Below are 23671 nucleotides of genomic sequence, written 5' to 3' on the forward strand. Positions count from 1 at the left end.
GAGAGACACAGTGACCCGCTTCGACAACATCGTGATCGGCGCCGGCACAGCCGGCTGCGTGGTGGCGGCGCGCCTGTCGGAGGACGCGGCCCGCAGCGTGCTGCTGCTCGAAGCCGGCGGCAGCGACCGGCGCCTGGAGATCGTCGTTCCCGCCGCGTTCATCCAGCAGTTCGGGACGACCGTGGACTGGGACTACTGGACCGAACCGGAGCCCACGCTCGACGGCCGCTCGATCCGGTCCCCGCGAGGCAAGACGCTCGGCGGGACCAGCTCCATGAACGCGATGGCGTACATCCGCGGCAGCCGGCTCGACTACGACGACTGGGCCGCGGGCGGCGCCGAGGGCTGGTCCTACGAGGAGGTGCTGCCCTACTTCCGGCGCTCGGAGGACAACCGGGACCTCAACGACCACTTCCACGGCCGGGGCGGCCCGCTGACCGTGGCCCGCGCCCGCTACATCGACCCGGTGACCGAGGCCTTGCTGGAAGGCGCGGTCTCGCTCGGGCTGCCGAGGAACGACGACTTCAACGGCGCCTCGCACGAAGGGGTCGGCCGGATCCAGCTGACCTACCGGGACGGCCGGCGGCTGAACGCGGCGTCGGCGTTCCTGCGCCCCGCGATGCGGCGGCCGAACCTCGCCGTCCAGGCGCGCGCGCTCGTGACGCGGATCGTGGTCGCCGGTGGCCGGACGGTCGCCGTCGAGTACGTCCGCGACGGACGGACCCAGCGGGCCGAGGTCGACGGGGACGTCGTGCTCTGCGGCGGGGCGTTCAACACCCCTGCGCTGCTCCAGCATTCGGGCATCGGACCGGCGGACCACCTCGCCTCCGTCGGGGTGCGGCCGCTCGTCGACCTCCCCGCCGTCGGGCGCCACCTGATGGAGCACCCGCTCGTGTCGGTGCCGTTCGAGCTGGCCGGTGGCGCCGTGGGGTTGGGCGACGCCGAGAACCCGCGCCACCTCGCGCGGTGGTTGCTGCAGCGTCGCGGAAAGCTGTCGTCGAACCTGGTGGAGGCGACGTGCCACTGGCGCAGCGACGCGTCCTGCCCCGCGCCGAACTTCCAGATGATCTTCGCCCCGGGCCACGTCGTCGATCACGGCGCGGAGGTCTGGCCAGTGCCGACGTACACGATCGCACCGTCCTACCTCGCCCCGCAGAGCCGCGGCGAGGTCCTCATCGCGAGCGACGATCCGTCGCGCAAGGCGACGGTCCGCTACAACATGCTCGCGACGGAGAAGGAGGTCGACGAGGTCGTCGACGCCGTGCTGCTGGCGCAGGAGATCGCGGCGTCCGAGCCAATGCGCGGGCTCACCGGGGCCCCGGCCGGCGTCCTCTCCGGGACGCGTGACCGCGCGGCGCTGAGGGCCGGGATCCGGCAGACCTGCCAGCACACCTACCACCCGTCGTGCAGCGCCCGGATCGGAACACCCGAGGACGGTGCGGTCGACAGCGAGCTCCGAGTGCACGGCATCGAAGGGCTTCGCGTCGCGGACACGTCGGTGATGCCGACGATCACCCGCGGCAACACCCAGGCGCCGGCGTACATGATCGGCGAGAAGGCGGCCGACCTCGTGCGGGGCCGGCGAGCCCCGGACCCAAGGACCGCCGGCGTCGAGCCCGCACTGGTGCTCGCCCATGCCTGAGTCCCCGAGTCCAGACCGCAAGGCGACGTTCGTCGGCGTCGGCAGCGGCGTCATCGGTGCCGCGCTGCTGGTCAAGCCCGATGCGCTCGGACCCCTGCTCGGCCTCGCTCGCCGGCGCGACGCCCAACTGGTCGGGGTCGTCGACCTCGCGCTCGCGCCGGGCATCGTGATCGGCCGGCCGCGGTGGCCGTGGATGGCGGCACGCGCCGCGGCGAACGTCGGGATCGCCGCGTTATGCGTCGCCCGCGACCGCGAGCAGCTCGGCCGCCGAGGCCATCATGCAGCGGCCGCGCTGCTCGCGGTCACGCTCGCCGACCTGAAGGTCGCCGGCGACCTCAGGGCCGGGCGATGAGGGGGCGAGGGCGGCGTTTGCCATCATGCCGAGCGTGTCCGCGGCGATAGGTCCACCCGATGGCGCGTAGCCGCGCCACCGACAACGAGGCGCTCGTGCGCGCGGCCGCGGCCGTCTTCGAGTCCCGGGGGTACCGCAACACCACGATCGACGACATCGCCGACGCCGCCGGCGTCTCGCGGCCGACGGTCTACAAGTACACCTCGAGCAAGCGCGCACTGCTGGACCGCGTCGTGGACACCGTCTGCGAGGACCTCGCGGACGACCTGGCCGCCTTGCACCGCGGCTCAGGACCCGCACCGGAGCGCCTGCGGCAGCTCGTGCAGCTGCACGTCACGAGCGCGATCAAGCTGCGGACCTTCTACACGATTCTCTTCAGCGAACAGGCCGAGCTCTCGGACGAGGCCCGGGCGCGCTTCCACGTCTTCTCGCACCAGACCGCCGTCGACATGCAGGCGCTGATCGGGGAATGCCTCGCGCTGCGCCCGGCGGGTCAGGCTCCGGTCGACACGCGGATCGCGGCGAACCTCGTGCTGTCGATGCTCACGTCGCTGTACCGCTGGTACGACCCCGACGGCGAGGTCAGCCCGGAAGCACTCGTGGACGAGATCGTCGGGGTGCTCGCGGGAATCGTTCCGCGCGCCCGCGCCGGCAGGCGGGCGCGGCCACCGGCGCCCCCCCGCGCGGCGGCCGGCTGACCGCCGCTTCCGGGACGGCGCGTCTCAGGCGCCGGCCCGCAGGATCGTGACCGAGGCGACCGCGGCATCGGGCCCGATGTAGCCGCCCGCGTTCTCGGCCAGCCCGATCCGCGCCCCGTCGACCTGCCGGGCGCCGCACCGGCCCCGGAGCTGATCGACGAGCTCGGTCGTCTGCGCAAGACCGGTGGCCCCGATCGGGTGCCCGCGGCTGCCGAGGCCGCCGCTGGGGTTGATCGGCAGGCGCCCGCCGAGCGCGGTCGCGCCGGAGCGCAGCAGCGCCGTCGCCTCCCCGGGCCCGCAGAGCCCGAGCTCCTCGGTGACGATCAGCTCGGCCGGCGAGGCGGCGTCATGGCACTCGACGAGGTCGACGTCCTCGGGGCCGACGCCGGCCATCGCGTAGGCGCGGGCGGCGGTGGCCGGCACGAGCTCGCCGTAGGTGTCCGGCCGCGCGGCCCCGATCACCGTCGCCAGGATCCGGACCGGGTCCGCTCCCCACCGCGCGGCGACCTCCGGCGTGGTGATCACGGCCGCCGCGGCACCGTCGGACATCGGCGCGCACATCGTCAGCGTCAACGGCCCGCTGATCCGCCGCGCGCCGAGGACCTCGTCGACGGTCAGCGTCCCGCCGTACTGGGCCTTCGGGTTGTGCGCGCCGTGGGCGTGGTTCTTGACGGCGACCTGCGCGAAGTCACGCTCGTCGGCGTCGCTGCGCTCCATGTACCACTCGGCGAAGCGCGCGTAGATGTCCATGAAGACCGAGCCGGAGCCGCCGTCCAGATCGGCGCGGATCTCCCCGAGGCGGGTCTGGTCCAGTGCGGACGTCATCGCCAGGAAGGCGCGGGACTTGTCGTCGCTGTTCAGCTTCTCGGCGCCGACGGCGACGGCGACGTCGACCTGTCCGGCGGCGACGGCGAGCCACGCCTGGTTGAGCGCCGTCGAGCCGGAGGCGCAGGCGTTCTCGACGTTGATCAGCGGGATCCCGGAAAGCCCGGCGCTGCGGACCGCGTGCTGACCGCGCACCGACTCCTGGCCCTGGATCAGGCCCGCCGCGGTGTTGGCGTAATAGACGAGCTCCACGTCGGCCGGCCCGGCGCCCGCGTCGCCGAGGGCCTCGCCCACCGCCTCGGCGACGAGCGCATCGAACGAGCGGTCCAGGTGCTTGCCGAAGGACGTCATGCCGACGCCGGCGATCACGACCGGCCTCATGCCGCCACCGCCCGGTCGCGCTGGGCGGGTAGGTGCTCGGCCAGGGCCTCGAGCACCTTCGCGCTGTCCCCGAGCGGGGCGGCGATCAGCAGGTCCACCCCGGCCCGCGCGTAGTCGCCCAGCCGCGCGCCCAGGGTGTCGGGGGTCGCCACGAGGGCGACGAGCCCCAGCAGCTCGTCGTCGATCGCCGCGGCCGCCCCGGCGCGGTCCCCGGCCAGAAAGGCCTCCTGGCAGGCGCGCGCCGCGGGACCGTGCCCGTACCGCTCGGCGAGGTCGACGTAGAAGTTCTTCTCCCGTGAGCCCATGGCGCCGAAGTAGAACGCAACCAGCGGGCGGACCGCGGCGCGCGCCACCTCGATGTCCTCGTCGACCGCGGTCGCCACCAGCGGGGCGACCGTCACGTCTTCCCGTCGGCGGCCGGCCCGCTCGATGCCCTCCAGCAGCGGAGCGGTCAGCAACCCCGAGTGCTCGGGACTGAAAAGGAACGGCATCCAGCCGTCGGCGATCTCCCCCGCCTGCCTCGTGGTCTGCGCCCCGCCGACCCCGAGGTAGATCGGCATCCGCTCCTGAACGGGCGGCGTGATCAGCTTGATCGGCTTCCCCTGCCCAAGGCCACCCTCACGCAGCGGCAGCGTCCAGTGCTTGCCCTCGAACTCGACCGGCCGCCCGCTGAGCGTCCGCCGCACGATCTCCACGTACTCGCGCGTGCGGCCGAGCGCCGCGGTGAACGGAACCCCGAAGAACCCCTCGGAGACCTGCGGACCCGACAGCCCCAGGCCGAGCAGCATGCGGCCGCCCGACAGCAGATCCAGCGTCGCCGCCGCCATCGCCGTCGCCGTCGGCTGGCGAGCCGGGATCTGCATCACCCCGGCACCCAGCCCGATCCGGCTCGTCTGGCCGGCAAACAGCCCGAGCAGCGCAACCGCCTCCTGCCCGTAGCCCTCCGGCGCCCACGCGGAGTGCAGCCCCAGCCGATCGGCGTGACGCACGACCTCGAGCTGCTCCTCGAGCGAGAACCACGGTGGATAGAGAACGGAGACGCCGATGTCCATGGGATGTCCTTTGCTGGGGCGACGGCCCGGGGCCGTCCTGGTCGGTCGGAAGGGTGGGACGGCGGAGCCGCGTCAGCGGCCGGTGAACTGCGGAACGCGCTTCGCGCCGAAGGCGGCGAGACCCTCGGCGAAGTCCGCGCTGGTCGCGTGTTCGGCGACGGCGGCGAGCTCGGCGTTGAGCGCTTCGGCGGCCGGCAGGCGCAGGCCGTCGGCGACCAGGCGCTTCATCCGGGCGATGCCGAGCGGGCTCTTGGCGGCGATCTCCGCGACGAGGGCATGGACGCGCGAGTCGAGGTCCTCGTCGTCGACGAGCTCGCTGACGAGGTCGGTGTGGGCGAGCTCCGCCGCAGGGATCACGGCCGCCGTGTACATCATCCGGCGTGCGGTCCCCGGTCCGACGCGCAGCGGCAGGCGGACGCTGCCGCCGCCGCCCGGAAGCAGGCCGTAGTTGGCATGGCCATCACCGAACGCCGCCGACCGCGCGGCGATCACGAAGTCGCACGCGAGGGCGATCTCCAGGCCGCCGGCGATCGCGAGGCCGTGGACCGCCGCGATGACCGGGACCGGGCTCGCCTCGATCCGGGTCAGCAGCGCGCCGACGTCCGCCAGGAAGCTGCTCAGGCCGCCGTTCCCGACCTGCGTGAGATCGGCGCCGGCGCAGAACGCCGTCCCCGACGCGGCGATCACGAGGACGCGGATCCCGTCGTCCCCCTCGGCGGCGTCGAGCGCCGCATGCAGACCCCGCACGGTGTCCGGCGTGATGGCGTTGAGCGCCTGGGGGCGGTCGAGCGTCGCCCACAGACTCGGGCCCTGCCGCGTGACGGCGACGGCGGCGCTCACGCGAACGTCTCCGCCGCACCGGGGTGCCGGGCGGCGTCGTACTCGCTCGCGATCGCCCCGACGATCTCCGCTGCCGGCTGCGTTCCCGTGACGCCCGACACGGAGTGCCCGGCGCTCACGATGTCTGTCCAGCGCTTCGGCCCCGCCTGCTCGCTGCGTCCGCCGTAGACGGCATCGGCGATCTCGGGCGTGACCTGCTCGTCGAGGTCGTCCGGATCCAGGCCGGCTGCGACGATCGTCGGTCGCAGGTAGTTCGCCGGCAGCCCGGTGAACGCGCGGGTGGTGACGACGTCGTCGATCGTCGACGTGGCCAGCGCCGTGCGGTAGTCATTCCCCGCGTCGCTCTCGGCGGCGGCGATGAAGCGCGTCCCCATGTACCCGAGGTCGGCGCCGAGCGTGATCGCCGCCGCCAGCGACGCTCCGTCGGTCAGTCCGCCGGCGAGGGCGATCGGGCCGTCGTAGAACGCGCGCACCGCCCGGACGAACGCGAACGGGTTCAGCCACCCGGTCTGGCCGCCGGACCCCGCGGTCAGGAGGACGAGACCGTCGGCGCCGGCGGCCACCGCGCGCTCGGCGTGGTGGAGCGTGGCGACGTCCGACAGCACGAACGTCCCCACCTCGTGGAGCGCGTCCAGGACCGGCGCCGGGGATCCGACGCTCGTGATGACGACCTCGACGCGGTGCTCGACGAGCACCGGCAGGTGGGCCTCCACGAGGTCGCGGCGCATGATCAAATTCGCGCAGTGCGCCGCGACGGGCTCGCCCGAGGCGCCGGCGGCAGCCTCGTCCATGCGCGTCAGCCACCCGTCGAGGTTCTCGGCGGTCCGCGCATTCGCGGTCGGGAAGGCGGCCATGGCCCCGGCCCGGCAGGTCGCGATGACGAGATCGGGGCCGGAGACGCGCAGCATCGGCGCCGCGATGAGGGGCACGCGCATGCGGCTGGTCAGGCTGTCGGGCAGGGCCTGGCGGCCCCCGGTCTGGTGTGCGTTCATCATCTCCACTTGCAAAATACTAACTGAGTAGTAAAGAATGCAAGTCGTGATCGAGAACACGACTGTCGAAGGCGCGGGTCCGACGGTTCCGAGCTACATGCGGGTCATCGCGGACGCCCTGTCCCGGTACCCCGACCGGGAGGCGTTCGTGGGCGCGGGCCGGCGCCTGACCTACGCGCAGTCCGCCGACCTGGTGAGCCGCTTCCAGCAGGTCCTCCACGCCAAGGGCCTGCGGGCCGGACAGACCATGGTCGTCCTCAGCCCGAACGCGCCGGAGACCTACTTGGCCCAGGTGGCGGCCGGCCTGAGCGGCTGCCGCTACTCGGGCCTGCACCCGCTCGGCTCGGTGGACGACCACGTCGTGCTCTGCGACGACGCGGACGCCGCGGTGCTCGTCGTCCACCCCGCCTATGCGGAGACCGGCGCAGCGATCGCCGCGCGGGCGAGCACCCTCGCGACGGTGCTGACGCTCGGCCCGGCCGACGTCGGGGAGGACCTGCTCGCACTTGCCGAGCACGTCACCGCCCGTCCCCTGCGCGCCCCCGCTGCCCGGCCCGGGGACGCGGTCTGGCTGCCGTACACCGGCGGGACCACCGGCCGCTCGAAGGGCGTCGTCCACACCCACGCGGCGATGATCGCCGCGATGCACGGGATCGGCACCGCCTGGGAGCTGCCGGCCCGCCCGCGGTACCTGGCGAGCGCGCCGATCACGCATGCGTCCGTGCTCCCGATCGCCCCCACGCTCGTGCGGGGCGGGACCGTCGTCCTGCTGCCGAAGTTCACCCCCGACGAGTGGCTCGCCACCGTGGTCCGCGAGCGCATCGACTACGCGTTCGTCGTCCCCACGATGCTCTACGCCCTCCTGGACCACGCCGCGACGGCGAGCACCGACCTGTCGAGCCTCGAGACCGTCACCTACGGGGCCTCCCCCATGTCCGAGGCGCGGCTGCGCGAGGCGCTCGAGGTCTTCGGCCCCGTCCTGATGCAGGGCTACGGGCAGACCGAGACGCTCGGCCTCGGCACGACGCTGCGCAAGGACGAGCACAACCCCGATCGTCGTCCCGACCTGCTGACCTCGTGCGGGCGACCGGTGCCCGGCGCCCAGGTGGAGCTGGTCGACGCCGCCGGCGATCCCGTCCCCGACGGCGAGGTCGGCGAGTTCCGCCTGCAGGCCGACTTCACCATGACCGGCTACTGGAACCAGCCGCAGCTGACCGCGGACACCCTGCGCGACGGGTGGCTGCACACCGGTGACCTCGCGGTGCGCGACGAGTCCGGCTTCCTCCACATCGTGGACCGCAAGAAGGACCTGATCATCTCCGGCGCCTTCAACATCTACCCGAGCGAGATCGAGCAGGTCCTGGCGGCCGACCCGGAGGTCTCCGCCGCCGCGGTCATCGGCGTCCCGGACGAGAAGTGGGGTGAGGCCGTCACGGCGTTCGTCGTCGCGCGGCCCAGCTGCGCGCTCGACCCCGAGCGCCTGCGGCTGCTGGTCCGCGACCGCAAGGGCGCCCACCAGACCCCGAAGACCGTCCACGTCGTCGACGCGCTGCCCACGACACCCGTCGGCAAGATCGACAAGAAGGCCCTCCGCGCGCGCTTCTGGACCGCCGGCGCGCGCGCCGTCAACTGACCGCTGTTCCGCTGACCCCGTCCCCACCGAGGAGCCCGATGACTTCCCTAGCCGAGACCGACCTGCAGCCCGCGACCTTCGACGTCCGCGCCCCCAGCGATGCGCGCACGATCACGGCCCTGCCCGACCGCAGCGCGGATGAGGTCGCGCAGATCTGCGGTGAGCTGCGCGCGGCACAGGCTGAATGGGAGGCGCTGGGACCGGACGGCCGCGGCCGTCACCTGCTGCGGCTGCGCGACTGGATCCTCGACAACGAGACCCACCTCGTCGACGTGCTGCAGTCGGAGACCGGCAAGGTCCGCCAGGACGCGGGCTTCGAGATCGCCGGCTCGGCGGACGTCATCAGCTACTACGTCAAGCACGCGGGGCGGTTCCTCGCCGACGAGCACCCCCGCCCCCACGGCCTGCTGACGCTCAGCAAGAAGTTCACGATCGCCCGCCGACCGTACCCCTTGGTGGGCGTGATCAGCCCGTGGAACTTCCCGCTCCTCGTCCCGACGGTCGACGCGGTGCCGGCGCTGATGGCCGGGGCCGCCGTCGCCCTGAAGCCGTCGGAGATGACGCCGCTGTCGCTCGTCGAACTCGGCCGCGGGTGGCAGGAGATCGGCGCGCCCGACGTGCTGCGGGTCATCACCGGAACGGGCAGCACCGGTGCCGCGGTCGTCGACCACGTCGACTACCTGCAGTTCACCGGCTCGACCCGGACGGGGCGCAAGATCGCCGCCCGCGCCGGCGAGCGCCTGATCCCCTGCTCGCTGGAGCTCGGTGGCAAGGACGCGATGATCGTCCTCGAGGACGCGAACGTCGAGCGCGCGGTCAACGGCGCGATCTGGGGCGGGTTCTTCAACTCCGGCCAGGTCTGCACATCGGTCGAGCGCGTCTACGTGCACGAGGCGGTCTACGACGAGTTCGTCGCCGGCGTCGCGGCGAAGGCCGGCGCGCTGCGCCACGGGCCCGACACCGTCGCGGGCGACAGCGACGTCGGCGCCATGGCCACCGACAACCAGGTCGGGATCGTCGAGGCGCACGTCGCGGACGCCCTCGCGCGGGGCGCCCGTGCGCTCACCGGCGGCGGCCGTGGCCACGCCAGTGGCTCGTGGTTCCAGCCGACGGTGCTCGTCGACGTCGACCACTCGATGCGCTGCATGCGCGAGGAGACGTTCGGCCCGACGCTGCCGGTGATGAAGGTGAAGGACGCCGAGGAGGCGCTGCGGCTCGCGAACGACTCCGACTACGGCCTGTCCGCCAGCGTCTGGACCCGGGACAGCGCGAGGGGCGAGGCGCTGGCCCGGCGCGTGGAGGCGGGCGCGGTGAACGTCAACGACATGTACACCAACGTCTTCAGCCCGCCCGTGCCGATGTCCGGCTGGCATGACTCCGGCGTCGGCTTCCGCTTCGGCGGCGCGGCGGGCATGACCCGCTACTGCCGGACGCAGTCGATCAGCACCGCACGGCTGCCGATGCGCAACGAGCTGCTCTGGTACCCGTACTCGAAGCCCAAGAGCCGTCTGGCCGCCCGGGTCGTCCGGTTCGCCGTGGGCCGCGGCAAGCGCCGCTTCCGGGCCTAGCGCGGATTCCGTGAGCTCCGTCACCACGGGCGCGCCGCCCTGCATCCTCAGCGACGAGCTCGACGCGTTCCGGGCGAGCGTCCGCGCGTTCGCCCAGGCCAAGCTCGCGCCGGGCTACCTGGAGCGCGCGCTCAGCGACGACTTCCCCGGTGACGTCTACCGCCTGCTGGCCGATCAGGGCCTGATCGGACTCGAGGTGTCCCCCGAGCACGGCGGCCAGGGCGCCGACCACCTGGCCGCGGGAATCGCGGTCGAGGAGCTCGCCCGGGCGGACTTCAGCGCGGCGTACATGGTCTTCGCGGCCACGGTCGAGGGCGGCCTGATCGAGCGTGACCCGACCTTGGGCCCGGAGCTGCTCCCCGCCCTGCTGGCCGGCGAGCTCAAGCTCTGCCTCGGCCTGACCGAGCCCGAGTCCGGCTCGGACGCCGGCGCCATGAAGGCCACCGCGACGCGGGTCGACGGCGGCTGGCTGCTGCGCGGCGAGAAGACATCGATCACCGGGCTGCCGGCCGCCCAGATGGCGATCGTCTTCGCCCGCAGCGCCGGCGGCCCGTCGGCGTTCCTCGTCGACCTCGACGACCCCACGATCACCCGGCAGCGGTTTCGCGACCCGGGGCTGCGCCCGGTCGGCCGCGGGTCGATCACGCTCGACGCCACCTTCGTCCCCGAGACACGCCTGATGGGCCAGGAGGGCCGCGGGCTGGCGCTCGTCCTGCACGAGTTCGACTACACCCGCAGCCTGCTCGGCCTGATGGCGATCGCCACCGCCGAGGCTGCGATCGACATGACCGTCAGGTACACCCAGCAGCGCCGGACCTTCGGGCGGCCGCTGTCGGCCAACCAGGGCGTGACGTTCCCGATCGCCGAGCACCTCACGCAGCTCGAGGCCGCGCGCTGGCTCTGCTATCGGGCGCTCAGCCTGCGGATGGCGGGCCGGCCGCACACGCGGGAGGCCGCCATGGTCAAGTGGTGGGCCCCGCAACTCGCCGTCCGCGCGATCGAGGACTGCGTGATCCTGCACGGCCACGTCGGCTGGTCGGACGAGCTGCCGCTGCAGGCGATGCGCCGCGACGTGTCGGCCTTGCTGATCGGCGACGGCACCCCGCAGATCCAGAAGCTCATCATCGCGCGCGAGACGTTCGGCCGTGAGCCGCGCGGGCCACGCGGAACGGCAGCCGCAACCAGTGACAGGAGAACCGGATGACCGCACAGCCGCAGACCACGCCCAAGCTCGACGGTCTCCTCGACCTCACCGGCCGGGTCGCGCTCGTGACGGGTGGCGGGCAGGGCGTCGGCGCGGCCACGGCCCGGATGCTCGCCGGACTCGGCGCCGCCGTGGCGGTGAACGACTTCCACGCGGACCGCGCGGACCGGGTCGCCGCGTCGATCCGCGACAGCGGCGGGGAGGCGTACGGAGTGCAGGCCGACGTCAGCCACGCGGCCGGCGTCCGCGCGATGGTCGCCGCGGTCGGCCGCGAGCTCGGCCCGGTCGACATCCTCGTCAACAACGCCGGCAACGCCGGCGCCCACCACGACCCGCTCGCCCCGCGGCCACCGTTCTGGGAGTCCGACCCCGCCGACTGGGACCCATGGGTCGCCGTGAACTACACCGGCGTGATGCTGGCCACCCACGCCGTCGTCGGCGGGATGGTCGAGCGCAGCCACGGCCGGATAGTCACCGTGATCTCCGACGCCGGCCGCGTCGGCGAGGCCGACCTCGTCGTGTACTCCGGCGCGAAGGCCGGCGCGGCGGGCTTCACCCGCGGGGTCGCCAAGGCGGTCGCCCGCCACGGCGTCACCGCCAACTGCGTCGCGCTCGGCGCGGTGCGGACACCGTCCCTGGCCGGCATGCTCGATGACCCGCAGGTCGCGAAGCGCGTCACCCGTGCCTACCCGGTGGGCCGGCTCGGTGAGCCCGAGGATCCCGCCGCCCTGATCGCGTTCCTCGCGTCGGACGCCGCCGCCTGGATCACCGCGCAGACCTACCCGGTCAACGGCGGCTACTCCGTCGCGCAGTGAGCGTCGAAGCCATCGCGACCGGCGCACTCACACGGTCGCCCCGGTCACCTCGGTCGCCGGGCGGACGATCGTCTTCCCGAGGTTCCCGCCGCTGAGGAGCGCTATCAGCGCCGCTGGGGCGCGTTCGATCCCGTCGAACGCGGTCACCGGCACGCGAAGCTGACCCGCGCGCATCAGCCGCATGAGCTCGCCCTCGGTCGCCGCCTGTCGCTCGAGGTGGTCGGTGACGAGGAAGCCCTCCAGGCGCAGACGCTTGGTGATCACCGTCGCGATGTTCCGCGGCCCGGTCTGCTCACGGGCGTACCCGGAGATCATGCCGCAGGCGGCGATCCGGCCACCGATCTTCAGGTGGTCGAGGGCGGCCTCGAGGTGATCGCCGCCGACGTTGTCGAAGTACACGTCCAGACCGTCCGGGGCGGCGGCCGCCACCTGGTCTGCGATCCTGCCGTCGCGGTGGTCGAGCACGGCGTCGAGACCGAGCTCCTCGCGCAGGTAGCCGACCTTTCTGGCCCCGCCGGCCGAGCCGATGACGCGGGCGCCGCGGGCACGGGCCAGCTGCGTGGCGACGAGCCCGACCGAGCCGGCCGCGGCGGAGACCCACACCACGTCTCCGGGCCGCACGCGGGCCACGACGTCGATGCCGACCGCCGCTGTCAGGCCCGACGCGCCGAGGGCATGCAGCCACGCGTCCGGTGGCAGCGCCTGCGACGGACGGATCTTCCTCACCGTGTCGCCGGGGACGGCGGCCAGCTCGCGCCACCCGCCGCCGTGCAGGACCCAGTCCCCCACGTCGATCGCGTCGGCGCGGCTGGCCTCGACCCGGCCGACCGCGCGCGCGTCGATCGCCTCGTCGAGCGCGAACCGGGGTGCGTAGGTCGCCACCTTCAGCCGCGGGATCATCGACGGGTCGACGCTGATCGCCACCGAGCGGACGAGGACCTCCCCGTCACGCAGCTCCGGGACCGGTCGCTCGACGACCGCGAACAGCGACTCGTCCAGCTCGCCGGACGGACGCCGCACGAGCTGCACCTCGCGCGAGGTCATGTCCAGCTCCAGTCCCACGTGCCGCCGACGCGATCGACGATGCGCCGCAGGATCGCGTCGTACTCGGCCATCGGGTCCGTGCCATCGGGCAGCCCGGACGTGAGGACCTGGGTCACGAGCTCGGCGGGCGGAGGCGGGACCTCGTCGCCGGCCGCGAGCGCGACCCGCTGCAGGTGGTTGCGGAACAGGTGCGTGACCGGCGACAGCGTCCGGTGGACCGGGTGGCTCATCGCGTCGTCGAGCGGGACGAACTCCACGCCGTCGGCGGCGAAGCGATGAAGGATCTCGCCGAGGACGTCCTGCGCGAGCGCGGTGCCGTGGACGAGCCAGATGAGCGGCAGCTCGGCACCGAACAGCCTGCGCCCGGTCTCGGCGTGCGCGTGCAGTTGGGCCACCGCGGCTTCTACGTAGCTGCCGCGCAGGAACGCCGCCGCCTCGCGATCTCCCGTACCCAGCGCCCGCGCGTACGGGGCGGTCCAAGCGAAGTCGCCGAACCACGCGGTGATCGGCGCGGTCGTGTAGCCGCGCTCCCGCAGGAAGTCCTCGACCTCGCCACGCCGGGCCTCGCTGCGTCCCGTCATGTCCATCGCGTGCCGGAAGTAGCGCGTCGGGGCCGCTTCGAGGAGGTCACCGAGCACGTCCTCCGCGACCCGCACGTCCTCGCAGTACTGCTTGGCGCCGACCCAGTTCAGGCACGCGTGGCAGTGCGTGTGGTTGCCGAGGTGATGCCCGGCGTCGCACCACCGCTCCAGGACCTCGCGTTCGCCCGGACGGTCGGCGACCGGGCTGGTGTGCGCGAAGCCGTACACGCCCTCGATCGCGTGCTCGCGAAGCGCTTGGAGCATGCCGTCGACGACGGTCGTCGCCGTGTAGCCCGGCGGCATCGGCGTGCCGTCCCACAGCAGGAGCTCATCGACGGTCACCGCGATCTTCACCGCCCGAACCTAGGCCGTTCCGTGCGGACCGGCTTGCGGTACCGCGCAGGGTGCTTGCGGCTCAGCGTAAAGCCGGGCGAGCCTCGCTCGGCGTCATGCCGAACCGCTCCCGGAACGCCGTCGAGAACATCGCGTGGGTCGAGAAGCCGCACTCGGCGGCGACGCGCGAGATCGACGCGTGGTGGCCCGGATCGGCCAGCACCGCGCGGGCACGGTCGAGCCGCTCGTCCCGGATGACCTCGGTCATCGTCGTACCGGCCCGGGCGAGCGCCGACTGCACGTGACGCAGGGACCACCCGAGCGCCGCGGCGACTTCCGCCCCGTCGAGTGCGACGTCACCGGCCCGGCCGCGGACCTCGCGCCGGACAGCGGCGACCAGCTCCTCGTGCGGTGCGGACACCGAGCCGGTGTCCGCACCCGCCGCGCCCAGGACCATGAGGTCCAGCAGGCGGTCGCACACCGCGTCGAACCCCGGCCCGTCGAGCGTCTCCCGTTGCTCGACCAGCGCCCCCAGCGTCCCCCATGCGACGCCTCCGAGACCGCCGCGCCGATCCACCCGCAGGACCGCATCCGACACCGCCTGACGACTCCGGACCCGCGCCGCCGGCGCGATGAAGGAGATCGCCTCGCAGACGTCGTCGTGTGCGCAGATCGTGGGCCGGTCCATCGGCACCAGCACCATCTCGCCCGGAACCACCTCCATCCGCTGCCCGCACGACTCGATCCTGAGCACGCCGTGCACGGGGGCGAGGACCTCGCACGTCGCACGCGGATCGGCGCTCAGCTCGGCCTCCTCACGGCTGAGCTGCTCGGCCGCTCCGCGCCAGCGGACCACGCGGTAGGACGGGCTCGCCTGCCACACCAGGCTCCCCGCATACGCGTCGCCGGACCGGCCGCGGACACGCATGGCCCCGTGCAGCATCGACACCGTCGACTCCCACCCCAGCGACGCCGACTCAGAACTGCGGAACGCTCCGACCTCGTACACACGACGATCGTGCCATACCGCGAAGCGCCGGGGGCGACGTGCGGCTAGCCATCGGCGGGGCCACCCGCTCGCAAACCCGACGCGGCAGACAGCCTGTCCCGACAGCATGTATGCGCAGTCGCGTAGGTTGCCGGCATGACCGAGAAGACCACGCCGGCCTCCCCGGTCCTTCGTCCTCGGATGATGGTCGGGGCAAGCTGCGGCTGCGTCGCGGTCATCATCGGCCTGACTGCCGGTGCGCTCTCCGACGCCCGCCTGAGCGCCAGCGCGGGGATCGTCCGCGACGGCGTGACCGCGGGCTGGCAGTGGGCGTTCACCTGCCTCGCGCTCGTGCTGCTCGCGGGCGCCGCGGTCGTCGCCTGGCGCTGCCCACCCCACCCCGTCGAGGACCACGCCCTCGCTGAGCCGGCGGTCGAGCGGTAGCCGTCGACCAGCCGCCTGACCCCGTCGAGGAACTACTCCCCGTCGTCGGCGACCGCGGCGTCGGGCTCGGTCCGTCCGGTCGGAGCGCTGCGCGGCCTCGACTGACGGGTGTGCGAAGAACAATGACCCGCGAACACCACGAGCAGTTCCGCCTCACCGGCGCCCGTCGGCACGATCACCGCCGGGATGGTCAAGGCTGACGCTGAACGTCGTCGCCGTCCGCGGTTCACTGGCGACGGCGACGGTACCGCCCATGCCGGCCACGAGCTCGGCGACGAGCGCCAGCCCCAGGCCGGAGCCGACCGGTCGGTCGCTTCGGAGCCGATCGTGGAGCCAGAAGCGCTCGAACGCGTGGGGCAGCTCATCGGGGGTGAGGCCCGGACCGTCGTCGCGCACGTCGATGCGGCCGGGACGCGCGGTGACGGTGACGGTGCCGGGGGCGGCGGCGACGCGGACCGCGTTCTCGATCAGGTTCGACACGACCTGCAGCATCCGGCCCGTGTCCCCGATGGCCGGCGCCGGCCCGGCTGCTTCGGCGACCAGGGTCACGCCGAGCGCGTCCGCGGCCAGGGCGTGGCGGGCGACGGCGTCCACGACGATCGGGGCGAGGTCGATCCGCTCGCGGGCGACGGTGAAGTCGGCCTGCCGCAGGCGCGCCAGGTCGAGCAGGTCGGCGACGAGCCGCTCCAGGCGGGCGGCCTCCTGGCCGATGACGGCAGCCGCCTGAGCCGACGGGATCGTGCCATCACCGATCGCCTCGGCGTAGCCGCGGACAGCGGTCAGCGGGGTCTTCAGCTCGTGGCTGACGGAGGTCAGGAACCGGCGCTCGGCGTCGCGGGCCTGGTGCAGATCGGCGACCATCGCGTTGAACGAGCGTCCAAGCTGCTGGAACTCGGCCGGTCCCGTCTCGGGGACGGCGAGGTCGGTGCGGCCGGCGGCGACCTCCCCGGCGGCACGGCTGACGGCGGCGACGGGCGCGGTCAGCCGGTGCGTGAGGACGGCGCCGAGCAGCAGCGCGAGGAGCAGGCCGCCGGCACCCGCGAGCACCACGGTCCGGCCGGGCGGCGGACCGGTCAGCGCACGGTCGCCCGACGGGCCGATGAGCACGATGCGGCCGCGGCCCGAGTCGCGGACGGCGTAGACGACCCGGCGTCCGCCGAGGTCCGCAAAGCCCGTCGCGCCCGGGCCGCGGCCTCCGACGGCAGCGAGCACCGCGGCCCGCGCGGTCCCGCGGACCGCCCGCACCCGCGACGCTGCGGCCGTGCTCAGCGCCGGCAGCCGAAAGACGCGAACCCGCTGCGCCGCCCCAGAACCGGACCGGGGGCCGTCGGGGAGCAGCGGGCTGACGACGTCCGCGACACGGCCGATCGAGGCTTTGCGCCGGTCCTGGGCCTGTTGCTCGAGCACGACCGACGCAACCGCCACGGTCAGGACGGTGCAGACCAGGGCCGTGACGGCGAGGGCGGCGAAGACCCGCGCCCGCACCGACGACAGCGGCCCCGTCACGGTCATGAAGCGACCAGCTTGTACCCGACACCGCGGACGGTCTGGATCAGCTCCGGCCGGCCGAGTCGGCTGCGCAGCTGCGCGACGTGGACGTCGACCGTCCGCGTCTGGCCCTGGGCGAGGAACCCCCAGACCGCCTCCAGCAGCTCGTCCCGGCCGACGACCAGGCCGGCGCGGGTCAGGAGGTACGCGAGCAGGTCGAACTCCCGCTGGGTCAGCGTGACCGCGTCGCCGGCAACGGTGACCTCGCGGGCACCCGTGCGCAGCTCGACGTCCCCGGCGCTGAGGACGGCGTTCGCCGCGCCCTGGGAGTCCGTGTCGACGCGGGTCGTCCGGCGCAGGACTGCCCGCACACGGGCGACGAGCTCACGCGGGCTGAACGGCTTGGTGACGTAGTCGTCGGCGCCGACCTCGAGGCCGAGGATCCGCTCGACCTCCTCGTCGCGGGCGGTGAGCATGATCACCGGCAGCCCGTCGGGCAGCCGGCGGCAGACCTCGATCCCGTCGATCCCGGGCAGGCCGAGGTCGAGGATCACCAGCGCGATCGCGTGCCGCGGAACCTCTACGAGGGCGGCTTCGCCGGAGCGGACGAGCACGACGCGGTAGCCGTCGCGCTCGAGGTAGGCGCGCACGAGCGTCCCGATCTGGGCGTCATCTTCGACCACCAGGATCGTCGGGGCGGTCACCGGTCCAGTGTGGCAACGGTCCGCAGGCAGGCGGGACGGAGTTTGCACGCCCCTTACAAACACCGAACCGGCGGCTGACGGAGCGCCTGCACCATGCTGGGCATGACACGCATCCCCACCAAGCTCACCGCCGTCGCGGCGACCTGCGCCGTCCTCGGCGCCGGCGCCGGGACCCTCCTGAGCGCCCAGGCCGCCCCCACCACCGCCAAGACCTCCGCGACCAAGAAGGCGAAATCCGCCAAGAAGGCGAAATCCGCCAAGAAGGCGAAGACCGCCAAGAAGGCGAAGCAGACCGCCCTGACGCGGGCCGCCCGCCGCGCCGTCCACGGCGAGCTGACCGTGGCGACCAAGGACGGCTTCAAGACCGTCACCGTCGATCGCGGGACGCTCAAGGCCGTCACCGGGAACGTGTTGACGATCGACCAGTCGACCAAGAAGCTCACCGGCCGCACCGTCGACGTCACGATCCCGGCCGCGGCGAAGGTCCGCAGTAACGGCAAGGCCGCGAAGCTGACCGATCTGACGGCCGGTCAGAAGGTCGCCGTCCTGCAGCTCCCCCAGCGCACCCTCGTGCGCGCCCACGCCCCGAAGTAGGCGCTGCCCCACCCCGCGACGTCCGCCATGCCGGCTGGCGGACGAGCGGACGTCGGCGTGGGTGTCCGCGACCGGGAGCCTGGTACCTCGTCGGTACCTTGGCGCCGTCGAGAAGAGTCCGTCGCTCGTCGCGACGTCTCCCTCTGCAGTGGACTTCACGAGGGGTGAGCGACGGGACTCGAACCCGCGACCGCCTGGACCACAACCAGGAGCTCTACCAACTGAGCTACGCCCACCGTGCCGACCGGAGGATACCCGGGTCGGGGGCCGCGTGCCCCATGGCCCCCAGGACGTTGCCCGCCCAGGTTCGCGCGCCAGGCGGAACGGTCGTTCCGAGGTTCGGACCACAAGTCGGCAAACTTGAGCGTTAGACCTGCTCAAGGTGGGTAAGTCGAGTGACGTGAACCCAGAGATCGCCACCATCCTCGACGAGGACCCCGACCTGTCGCGGACCATCACCGAGCCCCGGCTTGGCGCCGCTCGACGCGAGTGCCGCGCCGAGATCGTGGAGGTGCCTATCGGCGCCTGGGACGCCGCCAGTGCGCTTGCACCCGTCCGCGGAGGTTACGGCCTGCTCGTGCTCGACGGCGTTCTCGCCCGTCGCGCCGGCCGACGCCGCCGTCACGGTGTCGAGCTCATCGGCCCCGGGGACCTGATCCGGACCGAAGATGCTGCCGCTGACGGCGCGACCCTGCCGTTCGCCGTGACCTGGCGCGCCGTCGAAGGCGCGCGTCTCGCGGTGCTCGACACGGGCTTTGTCCGTCGCTCCGCGCCCTATCCGGAGATCGGCGTGCGCCTCATGGCCCGGGCCACCGGCCGCGCGCGCAACGTGTTGGTACACCTCGCCATCGCGCAGCACGCGCGGATCGACGCCCGCCTCTGGCTGGCGCTGTGGCACCTCGCCGACCGCTTCGGCCGCGTCACGCCCGACGGCGTCCTGCTGCCCCTGCGTCTACGCACGAACTGCTCGCCGACCTGATCGCCGCCCAGCGGCCGTCGGTCACCCTCAGCCTCCAGCAGCTGGAGCGCCAGGGCCGCCTGACGCGCCGCGACGGCTCGATCGTGCTGCTCGGCGATCCGCCGGCCGACGGTCCGATGGCCGCGTCGATGACCCAGGGTGAGGCTCAGCCCGCCTGATCCCTCGGCCGGTCAGGCGGGCTCCCCGCATCGTTTAGGCCGCAAGGCCTGCCTAGGGACTCCGCCTGATCCGGCAGCGAGCCGGGGCGGGTCGGCGCTCGTCCTCGTAGACGGACGCCACATCGCTCGGGCAGCACCCCCGGCAGGACTCGAACCTGCAACCTGGCGGGTAGAAACCGCCTGCTCTATCCAATTGAGCTACGGAGGCGTGGGCGCGCGGCGAAGCGTACCGGCCCACCCTCGCCGGCCGGTGTCCTGCGGCGGGAGCGGACATCGAGTCGGGGCGCCCGGATTCGAACCGAGGACCTCCGCGTCCCAAACGCGGCGCTCTACCAAGCTGAGCTACGCCCCGATGTCCTGCGACCACTGTACGGATCCGGGACCGGGGAGCGCGACGCAGAGCGCCTGATCCCGAGCGCGGGCGATACCGTGCGGGCGGATGGCCGACCTCCAGCCGCTGCGCGCCGTCCGTTACGCGGAGGACCAGATCCCGTCGTTCGCCGCGGTCATCGCACCGCCGTACGACGTCAGCGACCCGGTCCTGCGCGCGCTGCTGCTGCGCCGCACCCCGCTGAACATCATCGCGGCCGACCTTGCCGCCGATCCGGACCTGCCGCTCGACGCCCGCTACGCGCACTCGCCCGAGCTGCTGCAGCGATGGTTCCGCGACGGTGTCCTGGTCCGCGACCCGCAGCCGGCGCTGTGGGCGCTCGAGCAGCGGTTCATGGGTCCGGACGGCCGCATCCTCTCGCGCCGCGGGCTGTTCGGCCGCGTCGGGGTGACCGACTATGGGCCCGGCCTGATCCGGCCGCACGAGCGCACCCACCCCGCCGCCGTCGAGGACCGCCTGCAGCTGACGCGCGACACCCGCTCGAACCTGTCCCCCGTCTTCGCGCTCTACGACGACCCCGACGCGGCCGTCACCGGCCTCTTCGCCTGGATCTTCGCCGCTGCACCGCACGCCTCCGCCATCGACGACGGCGGGACCGAGCACCGGCTCTGGCGTCTCGACGATCCGGGCACCATCGCCGCGCTCCAGACGGCCCTCCGGGGCCGCGAGCTCGTCATCGCCGACGGCCATCACCGCTACGAGGCGGCGCGCCGCTACGCCCGCGGCGGCGGCGTGGCCGCCGGCCGTGCCCACACGCTGATGCTGCTGGTCGCGCAGCAGGACGCCGGACTGATCGTCCAGCCGACGCATCGCCTCGTGCGCGGGCTGGCCGGGGACGCCGGCCGGCACCGTCGCGACGCGCTCGAGGCCGTCCTCGCCAAGCACTTCGACGTCGCCGAGATCGGGCACGCGCAACTGCGCCCCACCGACGAGCCGGGCCCGTTCACCTGTGGCTGGCTGGACGGCTCGAGCGGCCGGGCCTACCGCTGCACGCTACGTACCCAGGCGACGGCGGACGCCGCGATGCCCGGCGTCCCGGACGCCTACCGCCGGCTCGACACCGCCGTCCTGCAGGCCCTGTTCCTGACCGGGGCGCTGGGTCTGACGCAGGAGGACATCGACGGGCTGGACGGCCTCGGCTACGCCCGCACCGACGCGGAGGCCCGCGAGCTCGTCCTGGACGGGAGCTTCGACGGCGCGTTCTTCCTGCGCCCGTGCCCGGTCTCGCAGGTCGCGGCGGTCGCGGCAGAGGGCCTGACGATGCCCGCAAAGACCACCTCGTTCACCCCGAAGGTCCCGACCGGGCTGTTGATCAGCCCGCTGTCCTAGCGCGGGCGCCCGCGTCCGCCGGACACGGTGTGCAGGTTGCGGGTGCGTTCCGCTCCGGAAGGCGTACCATCGAGGGTATGAAGGATCCGGATCGCATGAAGGCAACCTCCACGCGTCAGAGCGCGTTCAAGCAGACGGTGAAGGTGCGCCAGCACCGTCTGCTCGCCGACGAGCCGCTGAACGAGGGCGGCGAGGACGCCGGCCCCTCCCCGCAGGAGCTCCTCGCGGCGTCGCTCGCGTCGTGCACCGCGATCACGATGGAGATGTACGCGCAGCGCAAGGGCTGGGACCTGGGCGCGACCGAGGTCACCGCGCAGTACACCCCGTCCGACCGCGGCTGTCCGACGCGCTTCGACCTGGTGATGCGCTTCCCGGACACGCTCAGCGACGAGCAGGTCTCCCGCCTGCGGGTGATCGCGGCGAAGTGCCCGGTCCACCGCACGCTCGACGGCGAGGTCATGTTCGACGAGCGCGTCGAGCGCGTGGCGCTCGTTCCCTCCGCTTAGTCTGGACGGGGTGACGGACCGCAGCCAGCACGTCGCGCCCGCGGAGCGCGCCGTCCCCACCGAAGATCGCGTGGCCCTCGCCGCCGCGCTCCGCGCGGTGCTCCTCGAGCCGCAGGACGCTGCCGCCCTCGACGTCCACGGCGGGGTCGCGGCCGCGGTGCTCGTCCCGCTCTACATCGCCGCCGACGGTGAGCTGACCGCGGTTCTGACGAAGCGCCGCGACGACATGCGCCGGCACGCCGGCGAGATCTCGTTCCCGGGCGGCCGCCAGGACGAGGGCGAGGACGACCTGCGCGTCACCGCCCTGCGCGAGGCCCACGAGGAGATCGGCCTGGACCCGGCCGGCGTAGAGGTGGTCGGCGCCCTGCAGCCGACGCCGACGATCGCCACGGACTACGCGGTCTACCCGTTCGTCGGGCTGATCGAGCCGGGACTGACCTGGGTCCCGTCCGAGTACGAGGTCGCCGAGGTGCTCGACCTGCCGCTGCGCGCGCTGCGGGACGGGTACGGGCGCCGGCGGTTGATGCGGCGCGGCATCCCGTTCCGCACCGACGTCTACGTCGTCGGCGAGCACCTGGTGTGGGGCGCCACCGCGCGCATGCTGGCCGACCTGCTGGACCGCCTGCCGCCGGAGCTGCTCGGCGCCGCCCGCGTAGCCTGAAGGCAGCCGGAGCGGCCCCGGAATTGCGACGGGCGGCCCGGAGGCCGCCCGGTCACGAGGGATATCGCTGTCATTTCGCGCCGCTGCACGAAATCCTGCACGCCCGCCGGAAAACTTTCTCGGCGCAGCCGTGGCGCACCGACGGCCAAACCGAGGATGATGGTCGGATGGACGACGAGCAGCCCAGCGGCACGGACAAACCGCGCACCGACCTTTCGAGCATCCGCGACCTGCCCCCGCCGGCAAAGCGACCCGAGCGCAAGATCCGCGTCGAGCTGCTGCCCTACGACCAGCGCACCGGCGTCTCCGCCCACGACCGGCTGATGGCCCTGAAGGCCAGCCGCCCGAGCGCCGCGCAGGCGCTCGCGCGGACGCTCGCCGGGTTCGCGGCGGCCGCCGCCGTCCTGGTCGCCATCTTCTTCGCGCTGTCCGCCGTCGACGACGACTCCACCCCGACCGCGCCGTGGGCGAAGCCGGGCGCGCCGATCGTCCAGCCGGACTCCCTCAGCGGCCAGTAGCCGATCAGTGGCGGGGGGCGCCGCCGGCCACCGGGCGGTCGGCCGCCAGCAGCTCCTCGATCGCCGCGCGCGCGGCAGCCGTCCAGCCCGCGACGTCCCGGCCGTCGGCGTCGATCAGGCGGTACGGGATCTCGTTCTTCTCCGCCGCCCACTCGATTTCGTGGACCCCGGACGCGAACGTGGCGTCGTCGAGCGTGCCTGCGGCCTCGTAGACCACACCCCGGACCGTGGTGTCGGTCGTCTTCTCGAGCATCATCTTCAGCCGCGACCCGTGCAGCGCGGCCACGTCCTCCGCGTCGTCCCCGGCCGCGGTGCCGAGGGCCCAGACGAGGATCGTCACGTTCTCCAGGCCGTAGCGGAGCGTCCCGATCCGGTCCGGGGTGCCGATCCAGCACTCGCAGCCGGCATCCTCCAGCTCACCCCGGCGCGCCTCGGTCCGGGTGACCGCACGCACGGCGTGGCCCTCCGCGACCAGGTCGCGCGCGAGCGCGAGGCCACGCTGGGAGCTGCCGACCAGGAAGACCCTCATGCCTGCCCCTCGAGCTCGGCCCGGTACTGGTCCTCGGTGATGGCTGGCAGTCCCTTGCGAGCGCGGCGGCGGTTCTTGATCTCGAGCATCTGGGCGATCTCCTGCGCGGCCGCGTTCTCGTCGGCACGCTCGTGGCTGGCTTTGACGTCCTGGGCGACCGCGAGCCGCATCGATTCCTCGGTGAGCTCGGGCGCGCCCCGCTTGCGGCGGCGGCGGTTGGCGGCTTCGAGCATCTGCTCGAGGTCGTCCACCTCGTTCTGGGCCTCGACCTCGGGCGACCGCGTGGGGTGCCAGTCCAGGATGTCCTGCCCGTTGCCGGGGTAGTACTTCCCGAGCAGCAGGCAGGCGACGATCAGCCCGCCGAGACCTCCGAGGATGATGACCGCAAAAGGGTCCATCGGGCGAGTCTACGGGCACCCCCG

25 protein-coding genes and 3 tRNA genes are annotated in these 23671 nt (G+C 73.2%); 14 read left to right on the top strand and 14 right to left on the bottom strand.

Features of this window, described 5'->3' with window-relative positions; translation table 11 throughout:
* The first annotated feature begins 10 nt into the window (after positions 1-10).
* The 3 genes from DSM112329_RS17090 to DSM112329_RS17100 are packed head-to-tail and all read left to right on the top strand — an operon-like array spanning position 11 to position 2692.
* Positions 11-1642, top strand: coding sequence for a GMC family oxidoreductase N-terminal domain-containing protein (locus DSM112329_RS17090; protein WP_354697764.1), 1632 nt, complete (start codon positions 11-13; stop codon positions 1640-1642).
* A complete protein-coding gene (locus DSM112329_RS17095) occupies positions 1635-1994 on the top strand; it encodes a hypothetical protein (RefSeq protein ID WP_354697765.1) in 360 nt (119 codons plus the stop codon). The genes DSM112329_RS17090 and DSM112329_RS17095 overlap by 8 nt, the downstream gene beginning before the upstream one ends.
* Before the next feature lie 59 nt (positions 1995-2053).
* Complete coding sequence (locus tag DSM112329_RS17100) at positions 2054-2692, top strand: TetR/AcrR family transcriptional regulator (protein ID WP_354697766.1); 639 nt, start codon at positions 2054-2056, stop codon at positions 2690-2692.
* Between the two features lie 24 nt (positions 2693-2716).
* On the opposite strand, the gene DSM112329_RS17105 is transcribed toward DSM112329_RS17100, so the two are convergent.
* From DSM112329_RS17105 to DSM112329_RS17120, 4 genes are all read right to left on the bottom strand, one after another.
* Positions 2717-3898, bottom strand: coding sequence for a thiolase family protein (locus DSM112329_RS17105; RefSeq protein WP_354697767.1), 1182 nt, complete (start codon positions 3896-3898; stop codon positions 2717-2719).
* On the bottom strand, positions 3895-4950 hold the full coding sequence (locus DSM112329_RS17110; protein ID WP_354697768.1) for an LLM class flavin-dependent oxidoreductase: 1056 nt from the start codon (positions 4948-4950) through the stop codon (positions 3895-3897). The genes DSM112329_RS17105 and DSM112329_RS17110 overlap by 4 nt, the downstream gene beginning before the upstream one ends.
* A gap of 72 nt (positions 4951-5022) precedes the next feature.
* Positions 5023-5790: an enoyl-CoA hydratase/isomerase family protein gene (locus tag DSM112329_RS17115; RefSeq protein WP_354697769.1), complete on the bottom strand. Its 768-nt coding sequence runs from the start codon at positions 5788-5790 to the stop codon at positions 5023-5025.
* Positions 5787-6785, bottom strand: a complete 999-nt coding sequence (locus DSM112329_RS17120) for a nitronate monooxygenase (RefSeq protein WP_354697770.1) — start codon at positions 6783-6785, stop codon at positions 5787-5789. Before DSM112329_RS17120 ends, DSM112329_RS17115 begins: the two co-directional genes overlap by 4 nt.
* A 34-nt stretch (positions 6786-6819) precedes the next feature.
* Between DSM112329_RS17120 and DSM112329_RS17125 the strand changes: the two genes are divergently transcribed.
* Genes DSM112329_RS17125 through DSM112329_RS17140 form a run of 4 tightly spaced genes read left to right on the top strand, consistent with a single transcriptional unit; the run spans position 6820 to position 12002 of the window.
* Complete coding sequence (locus tag DSM112329_RS17125; protein ID WP_354697771.1) at positions 6820-8415, top strand: AMP-binding protein; 1596 nt, start codon at positions 6820-6822, stop codon at positions 8413-8415.
* A 38-nt stretch (positions 8416-8453) separates the two neighbouring features.
* A complete protein-coding gene (locus DSM112329_RS17130) occupies positions 8454-9983 on the top strand; it encodes an aldehyde dehydrogenase family protein (protein ID WP_354697772.1) in 1530 nt (509 codons plus the stop codon).
* Positions 9984-9993: 10 nt separating this feature from the next.
* The gene (locus tag DSM112329_RS17135) at positions 9994-11187 is read left to right on the top strand and encodes an acyl-CoA dehydrogenase family protein (protein WP_354697773.1); all 1194 of its coding nucleotides are present in this window, start codon (positions 9994-9996) and stop codon (positions 11185-11187) included.
* A complete protein-coding gene (locus DSM112329_RS17140; RefSeq protein WP_354697774.1) occupies positions 11184-12002 on the top strand; it encodes an SDR family oxidoreductase in 819 nt (272 codons plus the stop codon). Before DSM112329_RS17135 ends, DSM112329_RS17140 begins: the two co-directional genes overlap by 4 nt.
* A 27-nt stretch (positions 12003-12029) precedes the next feature.
* Here DSM112329_RS17140 and DSM112329_RS17145 read toward each other — a convergent pair whose 3' ends face one another.
* The 3 genes from DSM112329_RS17145 to DSM112329_RS17155 all read right to left on the bottom strand — a co-directional run bounded on the left by DSM112329_RS17145 (position 12030) and on the right by DSM112329_RS17155 (position 14969).
* Positions 12030-13046, bottom strand: coding sequence for an NADP-dependent oxidoreductase (locus DSM112329_RS17145; protein ID WP_354697775.1), 1017 nt, complete (start codon positions 13044-13046; stop codon positions 12030-12032).
* Entirely contained in the window at positions 13043-13981 is a 939-nt protein-coding gene (locus DSM112329_RS17150; protein WP_354697776.1) for a polysaccharide deacetylase family protein, read from the bottom strand. The genes DSM112329_RS17145 and DSM112329_RS17150 overlap by 4 nt, the downstream gene beginning before the upstream one ends.
* Positions 13982-14042: 61 nt before the next feature.
* Positions 14043-14969 (bottom strand): AraC family transcriptional regulator, encoded by a 927-nt coding sequence (locus DSM112329_RS17155; protein ID WP_354697777.1) that lies wholly within the window; start codon positions 14967-14969, stop codon positions 14043-14045.
* Positions 14970-15104: 135 nt separating this feature from the next.
* Between DSM112329_RS17155 and DSM112329_RS17160 the strand changes: the two genes are divergently transcribed.
* Positions 15105-15392 carry a hypothetical protein gene (locus DSM112329_RS17160; protein WP_354697778.1) on the top strand — a complete coding sequence of 96 codons (288 nt, stop codon included), beginning with the start codon at positions 15105-15107 and terminating at the stop codon, positions 15390-15392.
* A gap of 153 nt (positions 15393-15545) precedes the next feature.
* Here the strand turns inward: DSM112329_RS17160 and DSM112329_RS17165 are convergent, their stop codons facing one another.
* On the bottom strand, positions 15546-16904 hold the full coding sequence (locus DSM112329_RS17165) for a HAMP domain-containing sensor histidine kinase (protein WP_354697779.1): 1359 nt from the start codon (positions 16902-16904) through the stop codon (positions 15546-15548).
* Positions 16901-17584 carry a response regulator transcription factor gene (locus DSM112329_RS17170; RefSeq protein ID WP_354697780.1) on the bottom strand — a complete coding sequence of 228 codons (684 nt, stop codon included), beginning with the start codon at positions 17582-17584 and terminating at the stop codon, positions 16901-16903. The genes DSM112329_RS17165 and DSM112329_RS17170 overlap by 4 nt, the downstream gene beginning before the upstream one ends.
* Positions 17585-17686: 102 nt before the next feature.
* Between DSM112329_RS17170 and DSM112329_RS17175 the strand changes: the two genes are divergently transcribed.
* Positions 17687-18178, top strand: a complete 492-nt coding sequence (locus DSM112329_RS17175) for a hypothetical protein (protein ID WP_354697781.1) — start codon at positions 17687-17689, stop codon at positions 18176-18178.
* A gap of 163 nt (positions 18179-18341) precedes the next feature.
* On the opposite strand, the gene DSM112329_RS17180 is transcribed toward DSM112329_RS17175, so the two are convergent.
* Positions 18342-18414, bottom strand: a tRNA-His gene (locus tag DSM112329_RS17180).
* A gap of 164 nt (positions 18415-18578) precedes the next feature.
* Here DSM112329_RS17180 and DSM112329_RS17185 point away from each other — a divergent pair.
* Complete coding sequence (locus DSM112329_RS17185; RefSeq protein WP_354697782.1) at positions 18579-19157, top strand: hypothetical protein; 579 nt, start codon at positions 18579-18581, stop codon at positions 19155-19157.
* Between the two features lie 292 nt (positions 19158-19449).
* Here the strand turns inward: DSM112329_RS17185 and DSM112329_RS17190 are convergent.
* Positions 19450-19523, bottom strand: a tRNA-Arg gene (locus DSM112329_RS17190).
* Between the two features lie 70 nt (positions 19524-19593).
* Positions 19594-19667, bottom strand: a tRNA-Pro gene (locus DSM112329_RS17195).
* A gap of 87 nt (positions 19668-19754) precedes the next feature.
* On the opposite strand from DSM112329_RS17195, the gene DSM112329_RS17200 reads away from it, so the two are divergent.
* The 4 genes from DSM112329_RS17200 (at position 19755) to DSM112329_RS17215 (ending at position 22720) form a co-directional block, all read left to right on the top strand.
* Complete coding sequence (locus DSM112329_RS17200; protein ID WP_354697783.1) at positions 19755-21035, top strand: DUF1015 family protein; 1281 nt, start codon at positions 19755-19757, stop codon at positions 21033-21035.
* Positions 21036-21130: 95 nt separating this feature from the next.
* Positions 21131-21541 (top strand): OsmC family protein, encoded by a 411-nt coding sequence (locus DSM112329_RS17205; protein ID WP_354697784.1) that lies wholly within the window; start codon positions 21131-21133, stop codon positions 21539-21541.
* Between the two features lie 10 nt (positions 21542-21551).
* The gene (locus tag DSM112329_RS17210) at positions 21552-22202 is read left to right on the top strand and encodes a CoA pyrophosphatase (protein WP_354697785.1); all 651 of its coding nucleotides are present in this window, start codon (positions 21552-21554) and stop codon (positions 22200-22202) included.
* Between the two features lie 167 nt (positions 22203-22369).
* Positions 22370-22720: a hypothetical protein gene (locus DSM112329_RS17215; RefSeq protein WP_354697786.1), complete on the top strand. Its 351-nt coding sequence runs from the start codon at positions 22370-22372 to the stop codon at positions 22718-22720.
* Positions 22721-22724: 4 nt separating this feature from the next.
* Here DSM112329_RS17215 and DSM112329_RS17220 read toward each other — a convergent pair whose 3' ends face one another.
* Together DSM112329_RS17220 and DSM112329_RS17225 are read right to left on the bottom strand one after the other, a co-directional pair.
* A complete protein-coding gene (locus DSM112329_RS17220; RefSeq protein WP_354697787.1) occupies positions 22725-23249 on the bottom strand; it encodes a hypothetical protein in 525 nt (174 codons plus the stop codon).
* The gene (locus tag DSM112329_RS17225) at positions 23246-23647 is read right to left on the bottom strand and encodes a hypothetical protein (protein ID WP_354697788.1); all 402 of its coding nucleotides are present in this window, start codon (positions 23645-23647) and stop codon (positions 23246-23248) included. The genes DSM112329_RS17220 and DSM112329_RS17225 overlap by 4 nt, the downstream gene beginning before the upstream one ends.
* Positions 23648-23671: the final 24 nt, after the last annotated feature.

Source organism: Paraconexibacter sp. AEG42_29 (assembly GCF_040581415.1).
In the GTDB taxonomy this organism is placed as follows: domain Bacteria; phylum Actinomycetota; class Thermoleophilia; order Solirubrobacterales; family Solirubrobacteraceae; genus Paraconexibacter.

What these genes read in the sequence shown, in the direction of transcription:
- DSM112329_RS17095 (WP_354697765.1), top strand. Translation starts at nt 1,635, where the DNA reads ATGCCTGAGTCCCCGAGTCCAGACCGCAAGGCGACGTTCGTCGGCGTC.
- DSM112329_RS17100 (WP_354697766.1), top strand. Translation starts at nt 2,054, where the DNA reads ATGGCGCGTAGCCGCGCCACCGACAACGAGGCGCTCGTGCGCGCGGCC.
- DSM112329_RS17105 (WP_354697767.1), bottom strand. Translation starts at nt 3,898, where the DNA reads ATGAGGCCGGTCGTGATCGCCGGCGTCGGCATGACGTCCTTCGGCAAG.
- DSM112329_RS17110 (WP_354697768.1), bottom strand. Translation starts at nt 4,950, where the DNA reads ATGGACATCGGCGTCTCCGTTCTCTATCCACCGTGGTTCTCGCTCGAG.
- DSM112329_RS17120 (WP_354697770.1), bottom strand. Translation starts at nt 6,785, where the DNA reads ATGATGAACGCACACCAGACCGGGGGCCGCCAGGCCCTGCCCGACAGC.
- DSM112329_RS17125 (WP_354697771.1), top strand. Translation starts at nt 6,820, where the DNA reads ATGCAAGTCGTGATCGAGAACACGACTGTCGAAGGCGCGGGTCCGACG.
- DSM112329_RS17130 (WP_354697772.1), top strand. Translation starts at nt 8,454, where the DNA reads ATGACTTCCCTAGCCGAGACCGACCTGCAGCCCGCGACCTTCGACGTC.
- DSM112329_RS17140 (WP_354697774.1), top strand. Translation starts at nt 11,184, where the DNA reads ATGACCGCACAGCCGCAGACCACGCCCAAGCTCGACGGTCTCCTCGAC.
- DSM112329_RS17145 (WP_354697775.1), bottom strand. Translation starts at nt 13,046, where the DNA reads ATGACCTCGCGCGAGGTGCAGCTCGTGCGGCGTCCGTCCGGCGAGCTG.
- DSM112329_RS17160 (WP_354697778.1), top strand. Translation starts at nt 15,105, where the DNA reads ATGACCGAGAAGACCACGCCGGCCTCCCCGGTCCTTCGTCCTCGGATG.
- DSM112329_RS17165 (WP_354697779.1), bottom strand. Translation starts at nt 16,904, where the DNA reads ATGACCGTGACGGGGCCGCTGTCGTCGGTGCGGGCGCGGGTCTTCGCC.
- DSM112329_RS17175 (WP_354697781.1), top strand. Translation starts at nt 17,687, where the DNA reads ATGACACGCATCCCCACCAAGCTCACCGCCGTCGCGGCGACCTGCGCC.
- DSM112329_RS17200 (WP_354697783.1), top strand. Translation starts at nt 19,755, where the DNA reads ATGGCCGACCTCCAGCCGCTGCGCGCCGTCCGTTACGCGGAGGACCAG.
- DSM112329_RS17205 (WP_354697784.1), top strand. Translation starts at nt 21,131, where the DNA reads ATGAAGGCAACCTCCACGCGTCAGAGCGCGTTCAAGCAGACGGTGAAG.
- DSM112329_RS17215 (WP_354697786.1), top strand. Translation starts at nt 22,370, where the DNA reads ATGGACGACGAGCAGCCCAGCGGCACGGACAAACCGCGCACCGACCTT.
- DSM112329_RS17220 (WP_354697787.1), bottom strand. Translation starts at nt 23,249, where the DNA reads ATGAGGGTCTTCCTGGTCGGCAGCTCCCAGCGTGGCCTCGCGCTCGCG.
- DSM112329_RS17225 (WP_354697788.1), bottom strand. Translation starts at nt 23,647, where the DNA reads ATGGACCCTTTTGCGGTCATCATCCTCGGAGGTCTCGGCGGGCTGATC.